Raw genomic sequence first — 17,829 nt, forward strand, 5'->3', positions numbered from 1 at the left:
TTTTATTCACTTAACTTGTGTTCAGGGCTGCGTTATCTTTAAACTTCTTTACATAAGGTAAGGCAGCAGCGAGTATGCCTTTCTATACTGAAGGAAAGCTCCAGAATAATGGGCATGTCGTGAAAAACAGGGGGCAAGGGATGTTGCTTAAGAAAAATCGTGGTCGTCAGCTGTCTGCGCTGAGTTTGTGCCTGACAGTGATGTTTGCTCCACTGTTTACCGCTCAGGCCGATGAGCCTGAAATTGTACCGACTGACAGCTCCGCGACGATGGGCGCGCAGCCGACGTCGCTGTCACAACCGCTGGATCAGTCTCCGGCGACGGCCATCATGGCCGGCATTAAACCGCTGCCGGAAGGCATCGATACTGAATCATTACGCCAGCAGCTTATGACCGGCCTGCCCTCGGGCTATACTCCCGCTTATATTAACCAGCTCACGCTGCTTTACGCTGCGCGCGATATGAAACCGATGTGGGAAAATCGCGAGGCGGTACGAGCCTTCCAGCAGCAGCTGGCTGAAGTGGCGATTGCAGGCTTTCAGCCGCAGTTCACGACCTGGGTTGAGCTCCTGACCGACCCTGCCGTTACCGGACAGGCGCGTGACGTGGTGCTGTCTGATGCCATGATGGGCTACTTACAGTTTGTGGCGGGGATTTCGGTGAACGGCAACCGCTGGTTATACAGCAGTAAACCGTACAAGCTGGCGACGCCTGCGCTGTCCGTCATTAATCAGTGGCAGCTGTCGCTGGATAACGGCGAACTGCCGCGCTTTATCGCAAGCCTTGCGCCTGCCCATCCGCAATATGCCACGATGCATCAGTCGCTTCTTGAGCTGGTTGCGGATTCCCGCCCGTGGCCTCAGCTGCGTGGCACCACAACGCTGCGTCCGGGGCAGTGGAGCAGCGATGTGCCTGCGATCCGCGAAATTATGAAACGCTCCGGCATTCTTGACAGCGGCCCTAAAATTGCTCTGCCCGGTGACGAGACGCAAAATGCGGTCGTCAGCCCGTCGGCGCCGGTAAAAGAGAAAACGGCCGTTGCGTTGAGCAATAAGCCCGCCGCTTACGATCGCGAGCTGGTCGCCGCAGTGAAGCAGTTCCAGGCCGCGCAGGGGCTTGGCGCTGACGGCGTGATTGGTCCATCTACTCGCGACTGGCTGAACGTCTCTCCGGCCCAGCGGGCAGGGGTGCTGGCGTTGAATATCCAGCGCTTGCGCTTGCTGCCGGGCACGTTATCCACCGGCATTATGGTCAACATTCCGGCGTACTCCCTGGTCTACTATCAGGACGGTAGCGAAGTGCTGGCGTCCCGCGTGATTGTCGGCCGACCTGACCGTAAAACGCCAATGATGAGCAGCGCGCTGAATAACGTGGTGGTTAACCCGCCGTGGAACGTGCCGCCGACGCTGGCGCGCAAAGATATCCTGCCTAAGGTCTGGAATGACCCGGGTTATCTGGAGCGACACAACTATACGGTGATGCGGGGCTGGAACAGCAAAGAAGCGATTGACCCCTGGATGGTCGACTGGTCAACGATTACGCCTTCGAACCTGCCGTTCCGTTTCCAGCAGGCACCGGGCGCACATAACTCGCTGGGACGTTACAAATTCAATATGCCAAGTTCGGACGCTATCTACCTGCATGATACCCCGAACCATAATCTGTTTCAGAAAGATGCACGCGCGCTCAGCTCGGGCTGTGTCCGCGTGAATAAGGCCTCCGAGCTGGCGAATATGCTGTTGCAGGATGCAGGCTGGAACGATACGCGGATATCAGATGCCCTGAAGCAGGGGGATACGCGTTACGTCAATATTCGCCACAATATTCCGGTCAATCTTTACTATCTGACGGCGTTTGTAGGCGCGGACGGACGCACCCAGTATCGTACAGATATTTACAATTATGATCTGACAGCGCGATCCGGCGCACAAATTTTGCCAAAAGCGGAACAATTAATCAGGTAAATGAAGTAGTTCGGTAAAAATGATTGTCGTAAGTTATGGTGAATATGAGGCGATCTGTCTGCAAGCCGCGTATTCACTGGGGTTGGGCGCCTTGACGTAGCAAGCTTTGCCAGTTATGGTGCCCTTCGTGCGCTAAGCATATTGACAATTTCTTTTACCTGTAGACCTGATTATCATGGACAAATTTGACGCTAATCGCCGCAAATTGCTGGCGTTAGGTGGCGTTGCGCTGGGCGCAGCAGCCATCCTTCCGACGCCAGCATTTGCCACCCTCTCGACACCTCGTCCGCGTATTTTAACGCTCAACAATCTGCATACTGGTGAGACGCTTAAAGCGGAATTTTTCGATGGCAGAGGCTATATTCAGGATGAATTAGCAAGACTCAACCATTTTTTCCGTGATTTCCGCGCGAATAAAATCAAAGCCATCGACCCTGGATTATTCGATCAGCTTTACCGCTTGCAGGGACTGCTGGGGACCAAAAGGCCGGTGCAACTCATTTCTGGCTATCGCTCTCTGGATACCAACAATGAACTGCGCGCCCACAGCCGTGGGGTAGCGAAAAAAAGCTATCACACTAAAGGGCAGGCGATGGATTTCCATATTGAAGGCGTTTCGTTAGCCAATATTCGCAAAGCGGCGTTATCTATGCGCGCAGGTGGTGTAGGATACTACCCACGTAGCAACTTTGTGCATATTGATACCGGGCCGGTTCGGCACTGGTAATAACGAAACACAGGAGCAGTATGAACTATCGTATTATTCCGGTTACCGCGTTCTCACAGAACTGTTCATTGATCTGGTGTGAACAAACTAAACTGGCCGCGCTTGTCGATCCCGGTGGAGACGCCGGGACAATCAAGCAGGAAGTCGCTGCCAGCGGTGTAACGCTGATGCAGATTTTACTCACCCATGGCCATCTCGACCATGTGGGTGCAGCGGCAGAACTGGCTGAACACTACGGTGTGCCGATTATCGGCCCGGAAAAAGAAGATGAGTTCTGGCTTCAGGGGCTACCTGCCCAAAGCCGTATGTTTGGTCTGGATGAGTGTCAGCCACTGACACCGGACCGCTGGCTGAACGAAGGCGATCGCGTTAACGTAGGGAATGTAACTTTACAGGTGTTGCATTGCCCCGGGCATACGCCCGGCCATATTGTCTTCTTTGATGACGTGTCGCGCCTGCTGATTTCCGGTGACGTGATTTTCAAAGGGGGCGTAGGACGCAGTGATTTCCCACGCGGCGATCACGGTCAGCTGATTCAGTCGATTAAGCAGAAGTTATTGCCGTTAGGTGATGATGTGACGTTTATCCCTGGACACGGACCGATGTCGACGCTGGGCGATGAGCGGTTGCATAACCCGTTCCTTCAGGATGAAATGCCTGTCTGGTAAACCCGGTAAAATAAAAAAGCCTGCGCGATGCAGGCTTTTTTTATGGGTGCAGGTTACAGCACCGCGACAATGGCTTCGCACAGCGGCGCCATGTTGTCAGGCGTCATACCTGCAACGTTCACGCGGCCAGAGGCAACGGCATACACGCCAAACTCTTCACGCAGGCGCAGCACCTGCTCTTTGGTCAGGCCGCTGAAGGAGAACATGCCGTTCTGCTTGATGATGAAGCTGAAGTCACGGTCAGCGCCTTTCTCAGCCAGCGTGTTCACAAACAGCAGACGCATGCGCTGAATGCGCTGACGCATATCGTTCAGCTCTTGCTCCCAGATTGCGCGCAGCGCATCGTTGCTCAGGATCGTCGCGACCACAGACGCACCGTGTGCCGGTGGGTTAGAGTAGTTAGCGCGGATCACGGACTTCATCTGGCTGAATGCGCGATCGACGGTTGCTTCGTCAGCAGCCACCAGCGTACAGGCGCCGACACGCTCGTTATACAGACCAAAGTTCTTGGAATAGGAGCTTGCGACAATCAGCTCCTGATGGACGGCGGCGAATGCGCGCAGACCTTCTGCATCTTCTTCCAGACCACGGGCAAAGCCCTGGTAAGCGAAGTCGAACAGCGGCAGCCAGCCTTTTTCAACGGACAGCTTAGCCAGCTGTTCCCACTGCTCAAGCGTAGGATCGATACCGGTTGGGTTATGGCAGCAGCCGTGGAACAGCACCACATCGCCCGCCTGGGCTTCGCTCAGGCTGGCCAGCAGACCGTCGAAATCCAGCGCGTGGTTTGCCGCGTCGTAGTAGGCGTATTCACGCACTTCCAGACCCGCAGAATTAAAAACGCTCTTGTGGTTCGGCCAGCTTGGATTGCTTACCCACACACGCTTCACAGAGGTGTTTTTCGCCAGGAAATCTGCCGCCACGCGCAGTGCGCCGGTACCGCCTGGGGTCTGCGCCGTGCGGGCGCGTTTTTCGCTCACAATGGTGCTGCCTTTGCCGAACAGCAGCTCCTGGGTGCAGCGACCAAATTCAGGGATACCATCAATACCGAGGTAGTTTTTGGTGGTTTCGTTTTCCAGCAGATACTGCTCAGCTTTTTTGACGCTGGTCAGTACCGGAGTTTTGCCGGTTTCATCTTTATATACACCAATACCCAGGTTGATTTTGCCAGGGCGGTCGTCGGCACGAAACAGATCGGCCAGGCCCAGAATTGGGTCGGCAGGAGCGGCAGTAATGTTCTCAAACATGACGAAGTTCCATTGTGATTACAGAAGTGAAATCCGCTATCAGGTTAACGGTAGATTTACAAAATGCCAACCGTTTGCGACGAAAAGCGTGCGGCTTTTCAAAAGTCGCTATTATTTTCTCTCAGGAATAAAAAAACAGGGCCGAAGCCCTGTTCATTAAGCATATAACAACGAGGTGTGCTGATTAGAACTGGTAAACCAGACCCAGAGCCACGATATCGTCGTTGTTGATGCCCAGCTTGTTGTCGTCTTTCAGCTGGTTGATCTGATAGTCAACATAGGTAGACATGTTTTTGTTGAAGTAGTATGTCGCACCAACGTCGATGTAGTTGATGTAGTCTTCGTCACCGATACCTTCTACGTCTTTCGCTTTAGATTTGTAGTAAGCGATGGATGGACGCAGACCGAAGTCGAACTGGTACTGAGCGACGACAGAGAAGTCCTGAGACTTGTTAGCGAAACCACGGCTGCCCAGACGCGCTGCGTTACGCATTTCGCCATAAATAGCTGCCAGGTAGATGTTGTTCGCGTCATATTTCAGGCCGGTTGCCCACTGTTCAGCTTTGTCACCTTTACCCCATTCCAGCGTCTGCTGGTTGTTGGTACGGTCAGCTGCACCATAAGCACCCACAATGCCGAAACCGTCGAAATCATAGCTCAGAGAGGTTGCCCAGCCGTCACCGTTGGAACGTACTGCGTCATCACGTTCATTTTTGCCCAGGTACTGAACACCAAAGTTCAGACCGTCAACCAGGCCGAAGAAGTTGCTGTTACGGTAAGTCGCCAGACCACCCGTACGGCCTGCGAAGAAGTTATCGCTTGCGCCGGTGTCGCCGCCGAACTCAGGCAGCATATCGGTGATGCCGATTGCGTCATAGACCAGACCGTAGTTACGACCGTAGTCGAAGGAGCCTGCGTCACCAAATTTCAGACCTGCGAATGCCAGACGGGTTTTGTTGCCGTTCTGTGCATCGCCACCTTCAGAGTTGTTACCCTGGAAGTTGTATTCCCACTGACCGTAGCCAGTCAGCTGATCGTTGATCTGAGTTTCACCTTTGAAGCCCAGACGCGCGTAAGTGTTGTCGCCATCGTTGCCCGCGTAATCAGAGAAGTAATGCAGGCCAACTGCTTTCCCGTAAAGATCTAATTTGTTGCCGTCTTTGTTATAGATTTCAGCAGCGTTTGCTGCACCGGCTACCAGCAGGGCAGGGACTACCACTGCCAGGATATTGCGCTTCATCATTATTTATTACCCTCATTGGTTTTTTTATGACACTCGCCACTGCCGCCAATAAATTCTGTCAATAAATATTTCCGGAACTATTGATGAGAGTTAGGGAAGGTGCGAACAAGTTCCTGATATGAGATCATCATATTCATCCGGAGCGCATCCCAGAGGGACATCATGAGCCATCAACTCACCTTCGCCGATAGTGAATTCAGCACTAAGCGCCGTCAGACCCGAAAAGAGATTTTCCTCTCCCGCATGGAGCAGATTCTGCCATGGCAGAATATGACCGCTGTCATCGAGCCGTTTTATCCCAAGGCGGGCAATGGCCGACGGCCCTATCCGCTGGAGACCATGCTGCGTATTCACTGCATGCAGCATTGGTACAACCTGAGCGACGGTGCCATGGAAGATGCCCTGTACGAAATCGCCTCCATGCGCCTGTTTGCCCGATTATCCCTGGATAGCGCCCTGCCGGATCGCACCACCATCATGAATTTCCGCCACCTGCTCGAGCAGCATCAACTGGCCCGTCAATTGTTCAAGACCATCAATCGCTGGCTGGCCGAAGCAGGCGTCATGATGACCCAAGGCACTTTGGTGGATGCCACCATCATTGAGGCACCCAGCTCGACCAAGAACAATGAGCAGCAACGCGATCCGGAGATGCATCAGACCAAGAAAGGCAATCAGTGGCACTTTGGCATGAAGGCCCACATTGGTGTCGATGCCAAGAGTGGCCTGACCCACAGCCTGGTCACCACCGCGGCCAACGAGCATGACCTCAATCAGCTGGGTAATCTGCTTCATGGAGAGGAGCAATTTGTCTCAGCCGATGCCGGCTACCAAGGAGCGCCACAGCGCGAGGAGCTGGCCGAGGTGGATGTGGACTGGCTGATCGCCGAGCGTCCCGGCAGGGTAAAAACCTTGAAGCAGCATCCGCGCAAGAACAAAACGGCCATCAACATCGAATACATGAAAGCCAGCATCCGTGCCAGGGTGGAGCACCCGTTTCGCATCATCAAGCGGCAGTTCGGCTTCGTGAAAGCCAGATACAAGGGGCTGCTGAAAAACGATAACCAACTGGCGATGTTATTCACCCTGGCCAACCTGTTTCGGGTGGACCAAATGATACGTCAGTGGGAGAGATCTCAGTAAAAACCGGAAATAACGCCAGAAATGGTGGAAAAAATAGCCTAAATAGGCTGATTCGATGTGTTTGCGGGAAAAAAATCGGCCCAGATCCGCGAAATTTTAATCAGCGAGTCAGCTTGGGAAGAAATGACCTGCTTATTCGCACCTTCCTTAGGTGTCTTTATGTGTCTGACAGGCATCTTTCCATTCATAGAACCGTTTCGCTACACTGAAAGTGCTACAATCTTCAAGATTCAGTTACCAAAAGAAAATATATGTAACTAAATATGTATTTTTGGGAACTTTGTGAAGCACCTCAAATTTCAGTGCCACCTGGCGAATTAAACATCCGCTTTATTCTTATATATATGATTTCCTTATGTTTAATTTAGCTAAAGGCCTTTCGTATAAACAGAAGTTAAACGGCTCATTTTTTCTTATGATCGACAAAAGCCATCCAGACGGCTGTGAAATTGGTTGTTTTTTATGCTAATGCGTAAGAATTGTTTTAAGCGCAATAAGAATGGGGTTATTTTTTTTGTCTCAGGATATTTCGTGGAAACAAAACGTAACAGGTAGAGGTAATAGCGGGGTTGTGGTTTAAAGACGCTTACTTCTGACTGACGAAAACTGACATTGCAGGATAAAATAATGGCCAGCATTTGCTGGCCATTAATGATTTGGTCGGTTAGAAACTTGCGTTACGCGGTGTGCGTGGGAACGGAATCACATCACGTACGTTCTGAACACCTGTTACGTAAGCAATCAGACGTTCGAAGCCCAGGCCAAAGCCGGAGTGTGGAACGGTGCCGTAGCGACGGAGATCGCGATACCAGCTGTAGTCCGCCGGGTTCAGGCCCATCTCCTGCATACGCGCGTCCAGCACATCCAGGCGCTCTTCACGCTGGGAGCCACCGATGATCTCACCGATGCCCGGCGCGAGGACATCCATCGCGGCAACGGTTTTACCGTCTTCGTTAAGGCGCATATAGAACGCCTTAATGTCTTTCGGATAGTTTTTCACCACAACCGGTGCTTTAAAGTGCTTCTCTGCCAGATAACGTTCGTGCTCGGAGGAGAGATCCACGCCCCAGTAAACCGGGTTTTCGAATTTCTCACCGCATTTTTCCAGGATTGCGACCGCGTCGGTGTAATCCACCTGCGCGAAGTCTGCGGAGACGAAGCGCTCAAGACGGGCGATGGCGTCGTTATCGACACGCTCAGCGAAGAATTTCATGTCGTCTGCGCGCTCCTCGAGAACGGCTTTAAACACGTATTTCAGCATCGCTTCTGCCAGGGCTGCCGCGTCATTCAGATCGGCAAAGGCCACTTCCGGCTCCAGCATCCAGAATTCCGCCAGGTGACGGCTGGTGTTGGAGTTTTCCGCACGGAAGGTTGGGCCGAAGGTATAGATCTTAGACAGCGCACAGGCGTAGGTTTCACCGTTGAGCTGGCCGGAAACCGTCAGGAAGGCTTCTTTACCAAAGAAGTCTTTGTCGTAATCGACTTTACCTTCCGGCGTACGCGGCAGATTTTCCATATCCAGCGTTGAAACGCGGAACATTTCACCTGCGCCTTCGGTATCGGAAGCCGTGATCAGCGGAGTAGAAACCCAGAAGTAACCCTGCTCGTCAAAGAAACGATGCAGCGCCTGCGCCAGCGTATGACGCACGCGGGCAACCGCACCAATCAGGTTGGTGCGCGGACGCAGGTGCGCGACTTCACGCAGATATTCGATGCTGTGACGCTTTGCAGCCATCGGGTAGGTGTCAGGATCTTCAACCCAGCCGGTCACTTCCACCGAGGTCGCCTGAATTTCGTAGCTCTGACCCTGGCCCGGAGAGGCCACCACAACACCGGTGACGATCACGGAACAGCCGGTTGTCAGGTGCAGAACGTCATCATTGTAATTGGGCAGAGAATTATTAATGACGGCCTGTACAGGATCAAAGCAGGAACCGTCATAGACGGCGAGGAAGGAGATGCCAGCTTTAGAATCTCGGCGAGTACGCACCCATCCGCGCACGGTGACCTCCTGGTCAACGGCGACACGGCCCTGGAGTACGTCGGCTACAGGCACAACGCTCATAATATTCTCTCTGTTAATAGTCGGAAAAAATAAACACTTGTCCGCCCTTATAGGGGGGATATCTATGTTACCTGCCATCCGCTATCAGACAAGTAAATTTCACCGTCTTAAGAGAAGAAATAAGAAATTAATAAGAGAAGGGGAGCCATGAAGGCTCCCCCGAAGCCGTTAGCTGGCTTTTTTAACCTGAGGCAGATCGAAGGCTTTACGTAATGCGCGGACAAACGCTTTGTCATGGCAGATGGTTTTGCCCGGACTGTCGGAGAGCTTCGCGACCGGCTTACCGTTACATTCCACCAGTTTTATGACGATGTTCAGCGGTTTCACCTGAGGAATATCACAGGTTAACCGCGTACCAATCCCGAAACTCAGGTTCACCCGCGATGAGAAATGGCGATAAAGGTCGACGGCTTTCGCCAGGTCAAGGTTATCGGAGAAGACCAGCACCTTACTCATGGGGTCGATGCCCAGTTTTTCGTAATGGGCGATGGCTTTCTCACCCCATTCAACCGGGTCCCCGGAATCATGGCGCAAACCCTGGTAGCGTTCGGCAAACTCAGGGCCAAAGTCGCGCAGGAACGCGTCCATGGTAATGCAGTCGGTAAGGGCAATACCCAGCCGATCCGGGTATTCCTCTAGCCACGCGGCGAGGGCGGCGCGCTGGCTGTTGGCAAGGTCAGGGCTGATCTGCTGGTGCGCCTGGAACCATTCGTGCGCCTGGGTGCCCATAGGCGTTAAATCAAGGCGACGTGCCAGATCGTAGTTACTGGTGCCAACGAACCACGGCTCCTGTTGCAGACGTCTGACAATGGCTTCCTGAACCTCGCGAGAGAAGCGGCGGCGCGTGCCAAAGTCCATCAGACGGAATCGGGACATATCCAGCCCTTCGGTCAGTCTGGAAAACTCAACGAGTTTATTCTCCAGAGCGGCAACCGCCTGCGTCACACCGGTTTCAGGGGAGCGATAGCGGTGGGCCAGCTCGCTGATCACGGCCAGAAGCGGCACTTCCCACATGATCACCTCGCGCCACGGGCCGGTCAGACGAATGTCCAGCTTGCCGTTATCATTGGTGACGGTGACCTGTTCCGGGTTATAGCGGAACTCACGCAGCCAGTTCAGATAATCCGCTTTAAAGAAAGGCAGGCCTGAAAGCCACTGATATTCGTCATCGGTGAGCGCCAGATGCTGCATGGCCTCGACCTGTTCACGAATGGAATCTGCGTAGATACCCAGCAAGTCGTCACCCCGGCAGCGAAATTCCGCCGCAACATGGACATCATGATAGTGGTGAAACACGGCTTGCTGCATATGCAGCTTGTACGCGTCGGTATCCAGCAACGTATGCAGAACCGGAGAAGCGAATTGAGTCATAGGTGCGCTGTAGCATCCTCTCACGGGAGCGTTTAGTACAATAAACAACTCCGGAGTATACCCTGTTTAGTGATTTATTGAACCCCGATCACAACATAAGCACACTTTATGGTCGAGAGCATTTCGTGCCCCGTGTTATAAAAATGTAGCTAAAAAGGGCGTTGTGCCTGAAAAGATGAACATTCTGCATAGCGCGTTTTACACAACAGGAATATATTGAATCGTTACTCGACAAACGATGCATAAGGTTTTCTATGACACAACAGCCACAAGCTAAATACCGCCACGACTATCGTGCGCCGGAATACCTGATAAGCGATATCGATCTGACTTTCGACCTGGATGCCACAAAAACCGTGGTGACTGCGGTAAGCCAGGTGACGCGCCAGAGCGCGACTGCCGTGCCGCTGCGTCTGGATGGTGAAGACCTGACGCTGGTTTCCCTGCATATTAACGATGAAGCCTGGTCAGACTATAAAGAAGAAGGCAACCAGCTGGTCATCGACAACCTGCCGGAACGCTTTACCCTGCGCATCGTGAATGAAATTAGCCCTGCCGCCAATACCGCGCTGGAAGGACTTTACCAGTCAGGCGTAGCCCTGTGTACCCAGTGTGAAGCCGAAGGTTTCCGCCACATTACCTGGTATCTGGATCGCCCGGACGTCCTGGCGCGCTTTACCACCAAAATTATTGCCGACAAAACGCTGTACCCGTACCTGCTTTCCAACGGCAACCGGATTGGTGAAGGGGAACTGGAGAATGGCCGTCACTGGGTACAGTGGCAGGATCCGTTCCCGAAACCCTGCTATCTGTTTGCGCTGGTGGCGGGAGATTTCGATGTCCTGCGCGACACCTTTAAAACGCGCTCTGGCCGTGAAGTCGCGCTGGAGCTGTTCGTGGACCGTGGCAACCTTGACCGCGCACCGTGGGCAATGACTTCCCTCATCAACTCCATGAAGTGGGATGAAACGCGCTTTGGCCTCGAATATGACCTCGACATCTATATGATCGTTGCGGTCGATTTCTTCAACATGGGCGCGATGGAGAATAAAGGTCTTAACATCTTTAACTCTAAATACGTGCTGGCGCGTACCGATACCGCCACGGATAAAGATTACCTCGATATCGAACGCGTTATCGGCCACGAATATTTCCATAACTGGACCGGGAACCGCGTCACCTGCCGCGACTGGTTCCAGCTGAGCCTGAAAGAGGGCTTAACCGTCTTCCGCGATCAGGAGTTCAGCTCCGATCTGGGATCGCGGGCGGTAAACCGCATCAACAACGTGCGCACCATGCGTGGTCTGCAATTTGCAGAAGATGCTAGCCCAATGGCGCACCCGATCCGCCCGGATAAAGTCATTGAGATGAATAACTTCTACACCCTGACGGTGTATGAAAAAGGCGCTGAAATTATCCGTATGATCCACACCCTGCTGGGTGAAGAGAATTTCCAGAAAGGGATGCAGCTTTACTTCGAACGCCACGACGGCAGTGCGGCCACCTGCGACGATTTTGTTCAGGCGATGGAAGACGCCTCTAACGTCGATCTGTCTCATTTCCGCCGCTGGTACAGCCAGGCCGGTACGCCGATTGTGACGGTCAAAGACGACTACAACCCGGAAACCGAGCAGTACACGCTGACCATCAGCCAGCGCACGCCGCCAACGGCCGAGCAGGAAGAGAAACATCCGCTGCACATTCCATTCAGCGTTGAGCTGTACGACAACGAAGGCAACGTGATCCCGTTACAGAAGGGCGGCCACCCGGTGCATAACGTGCTGAACGTGACCCAGGCAGAGCAGACCTTTATCTTCGATAACGTCTATTTCCAGCCCGTTCCTGCCCTGCTGTGCGAATTCTCCGCGCCGGTGAAACTCGAATATAAGTGGAGCGATCAGCAGCTGACGTTCCTGATGCGTCACGCGCGCAACGATTTCTCGCGCTGGGATGCGGCACAAAGCCTGCTGGCGACCTACATCAAGCTGAACGTCAACCGTTACCAGCAGGGCCAGCCGCTGACGTTGCCGGTTCATGTGGCAGACGCGTTCCGTGCCATCCTGCTGGATGAGAACATTGACCCGGCGCTGGCGGCTGAAATTTTGACGCTGCCTTCTGCGACTGAAATCGCCGAGCTGTTTGACATCATCGACCCGATTGCCATCGTCGCCGTGCGTGAAGCGCTGACCCGCACGCTGGCGACCGAACTGGCAGATGAGTTCCTCGCCATTTACAACGCCAACAAGCTGGACGCGTATCGGGTGGAACATGCGGATATCGGTAAACGTTCCCTGCGCAATACCTGCCTGCGCTATCTGGCGTTTGGTGAGGCAGAGCTGGCGAACACGCTGGTCAGCAAGCAGTACCACGAAGCCGATAACATGACGGATGCCCTGGCCGCGCTGGCCGCAAGCGTTGCCGCCGAGCTGCCGTGCCGCGATGCGCTGATGCAGGAGTACGACGACAAGTGGTATCAGGATGGTCTGGTGATGGACAAGTGGTTCATCCTTCAGGCCACCAGCCCGGCAGCCGATGTACTCAGCAAAGTACGCAGCCTGCTGAAGCACCGTTCGTTCACCATGAGCAACCCGAACCGCGTCCGCTCTCTGATTGGTGCCTTCGCCAGCAGCAACCCGGCCGCGTTCCATGCCGAAGACGGCAGCGGTTATCAGTTCATGGTTGAAATGCTGACCGAGCTGAACAGCCGTAACCCGCAGGTGGCGTCTCGTCTGATTGAGCCGCTGATCCGCCTGAAACGTTACGATGCGCAGCGTCAGGCGAAAATGCGCGCCGCGCTTGAGCAGCTGAAAGGGCTGGAAAATCTGTCTGGCGATCTGTACGAGAAGATTGCTAAGGCGCTGGCCTGATGTAAAAAAGCCCGGTGGCGCTACGCTTACCGGGCCTACGTGGGGTCGCGGGGCATCGGTTTTCTCCCTCTCCCAGTGGGAGAGGGCCGGGGTGAGGGCATCAGGCATTAGCCTTTATCCGCTGAATCTCCGCTTCCCCACGTTTCATCACCCGATCCAGCACTTCGGCTTCCAGCTCCGCCAGTCGGGCTGATCCCACGCGGCGAGGACGTGGAATATCTACCGTCAGATCCAGACCAATTTTACCTTCTTCTATTAACAGCACCCTGTCTGCCATTGCCACGGCTTCACTGACATCATGCGTCACCAGCAGTACCGTAAAGCCGTGCGTCTGCCAGAGGGTTTCAATCAGATCCTGCATCTCGATCCGCGTCAGGGCATCAAGCGCGCCGAGCGGTTCATCAAGCAGCAACAGGCCGGGACGGTGAATCAGCGCGCGAGCCAGCGCTACGCGCTGCTTTTGTCCACCCGACAGGGCCGCAGGCCACTCTCCCGCGCGATTCTCCAGCCCTACCGCAGCGAGTGCCTGCCGGGCGTCCTCCCGCCAGCTGCCCTTCAGACCCAGCCCGACGTTATCCATCACCGTTTTCCACGGCAGCAGACGCGCGTCCTGAAACATCATGCGCGTATCATCCTGAATCGTGGCCAGCGGCGTAGTGCCTGCCAGAATGTCACCGCTGTTTGGCGCTTCCAGCCCGGCTAAAAGACGCAGCAGGGTACTCTTGCCGCCACCGCTGCGGCCGACAACGGCCACAAACTGTCCGGCAGGAATATGCAGATCCAGTGCATTCAGAATGGTGTTGTCGCCGTAGCGTTTGGTCACGCCGTTCAGCAGTAACGGTGTTCCCTGGTTCAGTCGTGCAGTATTCATGCTTTCGCCTCCTGAGCGGTGTAGGCCGGGTTCCAGCGCAGCCAGCTACGTTCCAGCCACTGGGCGCTGACGTCCGCAAGTTTGCCGAGCAGGGCATAAAGGATAATGGCAACCACCACCACGTCCGTTTGCAGGAACTCGCGGGCGTTCATCGCCAGATAACCAATGCCGGAGTTAGCCGAAATGGTTTCCGCCACGATCAGGGTTAGCCACATCAGGCCGAGCGCAAAACGCACCCCAACCATAATGGAGGGCAGGGCGCCCGGCAGGATCACATGGGTAAACAGGGCAAAACCTGACAGGCCATAGCTGCGGGCCATCTCCACCAGACCGCGATCGATATTACGGATCCCATGCCAGGTATTGATATAAATCGGGAATAACGTTCCCAGCGCCACGAGGAAAATTTTGGCGCTCTCATCAATGCCAAACCACAGGATAACCAGCGGAATAAGCGCCAGATGCGGCACGTTGCGCAGCATCTGAACGGAGGTATCCAGCAGCCGCTCACCCCAGCGTGACAGGCCGCTGATCAGCCCCAGCGTCAGGCCGATGCTTCCGCCAATCGAAAAGCCAATTACCGCGCGCCAGGAGCTGATGGCAAGATGTTGCCACAGCTCACCGCTGGCGCTTAGCGACCAGAACGCTTCCACAACGCCCTCCGGAGAGGGCAAAATGCGGCTCGACAGCCAGCCAGTTGAAGACGCCAGTTGCCAGACGAGGACAATGCCGACGGGCAGAAACCACGGCGCGGCGCGCAGCAGCCATTTTTGTGCGGTTGCAGACATGGTGGCTCCTTAGCTTTGCGCGACTTTTCTCGGGATAAACGCGTTCGCCACGGCTTCGCCCTGCAACTGAAGCTGACGTGGCTGCGGAATTTCCGGGATAGCGACATCCAGATGCGGGAACAGCAGTTCACCCACCTTGTACGCCTCCTCCAGATGTGGGTAGCCAGACAGGATAAAGCTGTCGATCCCCAGCGCCGCGTATTCATTAATGCGTGCCGCTACGGTTGGACCGTCGCCGACCAGTGCCGTGCCGGCGCCGCCGCGCACCAGACCTACCCCGGCCCACAGGTTCGGGCTGATCTCAAGATTTTCACGCTTGCCGTTGTGCAGGGAAGCCATCCGATGCTGGCCCACGGAGTCGGTTTTGGCAAACGCCGCCTGTGCTTTAGCGATAGTGTCGTCGTCCAGATGAGCGATCAGACGGTCGGCGGCTTGCCAGGCCTCGTCGTTGGTTTCACGTACGATCACGTGCAGGCGAATACCAAAGCGTACCGTACGGCCATGTTCTGCGGCTTTAGCGCGTACCTGAGCAATTTTCTCTTTCACCAGCTCCGGTGGCTCGCCCCAGGTCAGATAGAGATCGACCTGCTCAGCCGCCAGCTCCTGCGCCACGTCCGACGATCCGCCGAAATAGAGGGGAGGGCGCGGCTGCTGTACCGGCGGGAAGTAGAGCTGCGCATCGCGAACGTGGATATGTTTCCCTTCGAAGGTGACGGTTTCCCCTTCCAGCAGACGTCGCCAGACGCGGGTGAACTCTGCGGAGGCTTCATAGCGCTCGGTATGATCGAGGAAGACGCCATCGCCCGCCAGCTCCTGCGGATCGCTGCCCGTCACCAGGTTGAACAGCGCACGGCCGTTGGAAAGCCTGTCCAGCGTTGCCGCCTGACGCGCCGCGACGGTTGGCGACACCACGCTCGGGCGCAAGGCTACCAGGAATTTCAGGCGCTGGGTGACGGGGATCATTGACGCGGCAACCAGCCACGCATCCTCACACGAGCGGCCCGTCGGGATCAGTACCCCGGTAAAACCGATGCGGTCTGCCGCCTGGGCGATCTGCTGTAGATAGCCGTGATCGACCGGGCGTGCACCTTCTTCTGTGCCAAGATAGTGTCCATCACCGTGGGTGGGTAAAAACCAGAAAAGATTCAGACTCATGATTTTTTTCCTTCAATGCCAGCGGGTTGCCAGATGCGTTCGCGAATATTCACCTGCTTTGGAACCAGGCGGTTTTGATAAAAGAGGTCTGCCGTTTGCTGCTGGAGAGCGGCAATGTGGGCGTCAACCGGTGCTATGGTGGTGGGAGGACGGTGGTCAAGATAAGTGGCGATCACCGGTTCAGGCAGGCCCATGGTTTTTGCCAGCAGCGTGATGCTCTGCTGACGCTGGCTTTGGGTCAGCGCATCGGCCTGAGAGAAGGTATCCAGCACCTGCTGAATAAATGCGCCATTTTTCTCAGCGTAAGGACGTGCCGCCAGGTAGAACGAACCGGTCTGCTTCAGGGTGGTGCCGTCTTTCAGCACCCGCACACCGCCCTGCAACAGTGCGGCGGAGTAGTACGGATCCCAGATAGCCCAGGCATCAACATTTTTTTGCTGAAACGCCGCGCGCGCATCGGCAGGCGTCAGGTAAACGGGCTGGATATCGGTGAATTTAAGGCCGGCCTCCTGCAACGCGCGCAGCAGCAGGTTGTGCGAGCTTGAACCTTTCTGGAAAGCAACCTTATGGCCTTTGAGGTCGGCGACGCTTTTGATCTCGCTGTTTTCCGGCACCAAAATAACCTCTGCCTTCGGCTTGGCGGGCTCAACGCCAACGTAAACCAGATCCGCCCCGGCAGCCTGCGCAAAGATCGGCGGGATATCGCCGGTGCTGCCTAAATCAATACTCCCGACGTTCAGCGCCTCCAGCATCTGTGGTCCGGCAGGGAACTCGACCCATGAGAATTTGGTCTCCGGGAAACGCTTCTCAAGCAACGCATGGCTTTTCGCCAACACCATGCTGACGCTGCCTTTCTGATAACCGATACGCAGGCTCTCCGGCGCTTTCTCCGCCGCCTGAGCCAGCGACGCCACTGCCAGCAGACCTGCCAGCCCGATACGGGTAACTGTTTTAAACATGCGCCACTCCTTGTGATTGATGAAATGCTGCCGCGTGGCGATCCCGACGGTTCAGGGCGTGCCAGAAGGTTTCGAGCGCACTGTCGAGGCGGGTTTGCAGATTCGGCGTGAAATGGGGTTTATGCTGGTAGTCGATTACCTGTGAGTCGTCAGCGAAGACGCCATGCAGGATCTCCTGCGCTTTCAGCGCGTTCAGAACCGGCTTGAGGGCATAATCCACCGCCAGTAAATGAGCTACCGTACCGCCTGTGGCCAGCGGCAGGACGACCTTACCGTCCAGCGCGCGTTCGGGCAGCAGATCGAGCAGCGTTTTCAGTGCGCCGGAAAAAGAGGCTTTATAAATCGGTGTCGCGACGACCAGCCCGTCAGCACTCTTAAGTTGTTCGATCAGGGTTTTCAGCGCCGGGCTGTCGAAACGGGCGTAGAGCAGATCTTCAGGCGCGAAATTGTGCAAATTCCAGTGACACACTTCGACATCCAGAGCATTAAGCTTTTCGCGAGCGTATTCCAGCAGTGCGCTGGAGCGAGAGGGGAAGCGGGGGCTTCCGGCCAGGGTAATGACGCGCATGGTTGCTCCTTATAACTAATTGTTTGCTTTTATCTAACATTCATAACAATTTTCAGGAGTGTGACATTGCGTGGTTATTCCACTAAATGATTTATCCTCAGGATGAATGCAGAAAAATGCATAAGAAGCGAACCAATAAGTAAACGATTGCGTTTTACGTGGTTTTTTTTGCCACAGGTCAATTCCCTTTCCGGGC

At 54.9% G+C, this 17,829-nt stretch carries 15 protein-coding genes; 6 read left to right on the forward strand and 9 right to left on the reverse strand.

All coding sequences use genetic code 11. The annotated features are described in order from the left end of the window. Nucleotides 1-140: 140 nt before the first annotated feature. From ldtD to O1721_RS11855, 3 genes are all read left to right on the forward strand, one after another. Entirely contained in the window at nt 141-1,964 is a 1,824-nt protein-coding gene (gene ldtD / locus O1721_RS11845; RefSeq protein ID WP_032647901.1) for a L,D-transpeptidase, read from the forward strand. Nucleotides 1,965-2,139: 175 nt separating this feature from the next. Next, a complete protein-coding gene (gene mepK / locus O1721_RS11850; protein WP_003858202.1) occupies nt 2,140-2,691 on the forward strand; it encodes a peptidoglycan L,D-endopeptidase MepK in 552 nt (183 codons plus the stop codon). A gap of 20 nt (nt 2,692-2,711) precedes the next feature. Next, on the forward strand, nt 2,712-3,359 hold the full coding sequence (locus O1721_RS11855; protein ID WP_032619969.1) for an MBL fold metallo-hydrolase: 648 nt from the start codon (nt 2,712-2,714) through the stop codon (nt 3,357-3,359). A gap of 53 nt (nt 3,360-3,412) precedes the next feature. Here the strand turns inward: O1721_RS11855 and O1721_RS11860 are convergent, their stop codons facing one another. Together O1721_RS11860 and ompF are read right to left on the reverse strand one after the other, a co-directional pair. Next, nucleotides 3,413-4,603: an amino acid aminotransferase gene (locus tag O1721_RS11860; protein ID WP_017384820.1), complete on the reverse strand. Its 1,191-nt coding sequence runs from the start codon at nt 4,601-4,603 to the stop codon at nt 3,413-3,415. A 184-nt stretch (nt 4,604-4,787) separates the two neighbouring features. Beyond that, on the reverse strand, nt 4,788-5,846 hold the full coding sequence (gene ompF / locus O1721_RS11865; protein WP_017384819.1) for a porin OmpF: 1,059 nt from the start codon (nt 5,844-5,846) through the stop codon (nt 4,788-4,790). 162 nt (nt 5,847-6,008) lie between these two features. Here ompF and O1721_RS11870 point away from each other — a divergent pair, with 162 nt between their 5' ends. After that, entirely contained in the window at nt 6,009-6,989 is a 981-nt protein-coding gene (locus O1721_RS11870; protein WP_016947617.1) for an IS5-like element ISKpn26 family transposase, read from the forward strand. Further along, nucleotides 6,971-7,198 carry a hypothetical protein gene (locus O1721_RS11875; RefSeq protein WP_315941693.1) on the forward strand — a complete coding sequence of 76 codons (228 nt, stop codon included), beginning with the start codon at nt 6,971-6,973 and terminating at the stop codon, nt 7,196-7,198. The genes O1721_RS11870 and O1721_RS11875 overlap by 19 nt, the downstream gene beginning before the upstream one ends. 455 nt (nt 7,199-7,653) lie before the next feature. Here the strand turns inward: O1721_RS11875 and asnS are convergent, their stop codons facing one another. Together asnS and pncB are read right to left on the reverse strand one after the other, a co-directional pair. Continuing rightward, entirely contained in the window at nt 7,654-9,054 is a 1,401-nt protein-coding gene (gene asnS, locus O1721_RS11880; protein WP_015570955.1) for an asparagine--tRNA ligase, read from the reverse strand. Between the two features lie 168 nt (nt 9,055-9,222). Continuing rightward, complete coding sequence (gene pncB / locus O1721_RS11885; RefSeq protein WP_015570954.1) at nt 9,223-10,425, reverse strand: nicotinate phosphoribosyltransferase; 1,203 nt, start codon at nt 10,423-10,425, stop codon at nt 9,223-9,225. A 254-nt stretch (nt 10,426-10,679) separates the two neighbouring features. Between pncB and pepN the strand changes: the two genes are divergently transcribed. Beyond that, nucleotides 10,680-13,292 carry an aminopeptidase N gene (gene pepN, locus O1721_RS11890; RefSeq protein ID WP_032608964.1) on the forward strand — a complete coding sequence of 871 codons (2,613 nt, stop codon included), beginning with the start codon at nt 10,680-10,682 and terminating at the stop codon, nt 13,290-13,292. A 100-nt stretch (nt 13,293-13,392) separates the two neighbouring features. On the opposite strand, the gene ssuB is transcribed toward pepN, so the two are convergent. The 5 genes from ssuB to ssuE are packed head-to-tail and all read right to left on the reverse strand — an operon-like array spanning nt 13,393 to nt 17,633. Further along, complete coding sequence (gene ssuB, locus O1721_RS11895) at nt 13,393-14,163, reverse strand: aliphatic sulfonates ABC transporter ATP-binding protein (protein ID WP_015570909.1); 771 nt, start codon at nt 14,161-14,163, stop codon at nt 13,393-13,395. Continuing rightward, nucleotides 14,160-14,951: an aliphatic sulfonate ABC transporter permease SsuC gene (gene ssuC, locus O1721_RS11900; RefSeq protein WP_003858185.1), complete on the reverse strand. Its 792-nt coding sequence runs from the start codon at nt 14,949-14,951 to the stop codon at nt 14,160-14,162. The genes ssuB and ssuC overlap by 4 nt, the downstream gene beginning before the upstream one ends. Before the next feature lie 9 nt (nt 14,952-14,960). Then, nucleotides 14,961-16,106 (reverse strand): FMNH2-dependent alkanesulfonate monooxygenase, encoded by a 1,146-nt coding sequence (gene ssuD, locus O1721_RS11905; protein ID WP_017384817.1) that lies wholly within the window; start codon nt 16,104-16,106, stop codon nt 14,961-14,963. Then, nucleotides 16,103-17,065 carry a sulfonate ABC transporter substrate-binding protein gene (locus O1721_RS11910; protein ID WP_032647904.1) on the reverse strand — a complete coding sequence of 321 codons (963 nt, stop codon included), beginning with the start codon at nt 17,063-17,065 and terminating at the stop codon, nt 16,103-16,105. Before O1721_RS11910 ends, ssuD begins: the two co-directional genes overlap by 4 nt. Then, nucleotides 17,058-17,633 carry an NADPH-dependent FMN reductase gene (gene ssuE / locus O1721_RS11915; protein ID WP_003858180.1) on the reverse strand — a complete coding sequence of 192 codons (576 nt, stop codon included), beginning with the start codon at nt 17,631-17,633 and terminating at the stop codon, nt 17,058-17,060. The genes O1721_RS11910 and ssuE overlap by 8 nt, the downstream gene beginning before the upstream one ends. Nucleotides 17,634-17,829: the final 196 nt, after the last annotated feature.

Source organism: Enterobacter cloacae complex sp. HYC033_NIDB (assembly GCF_056673335.1).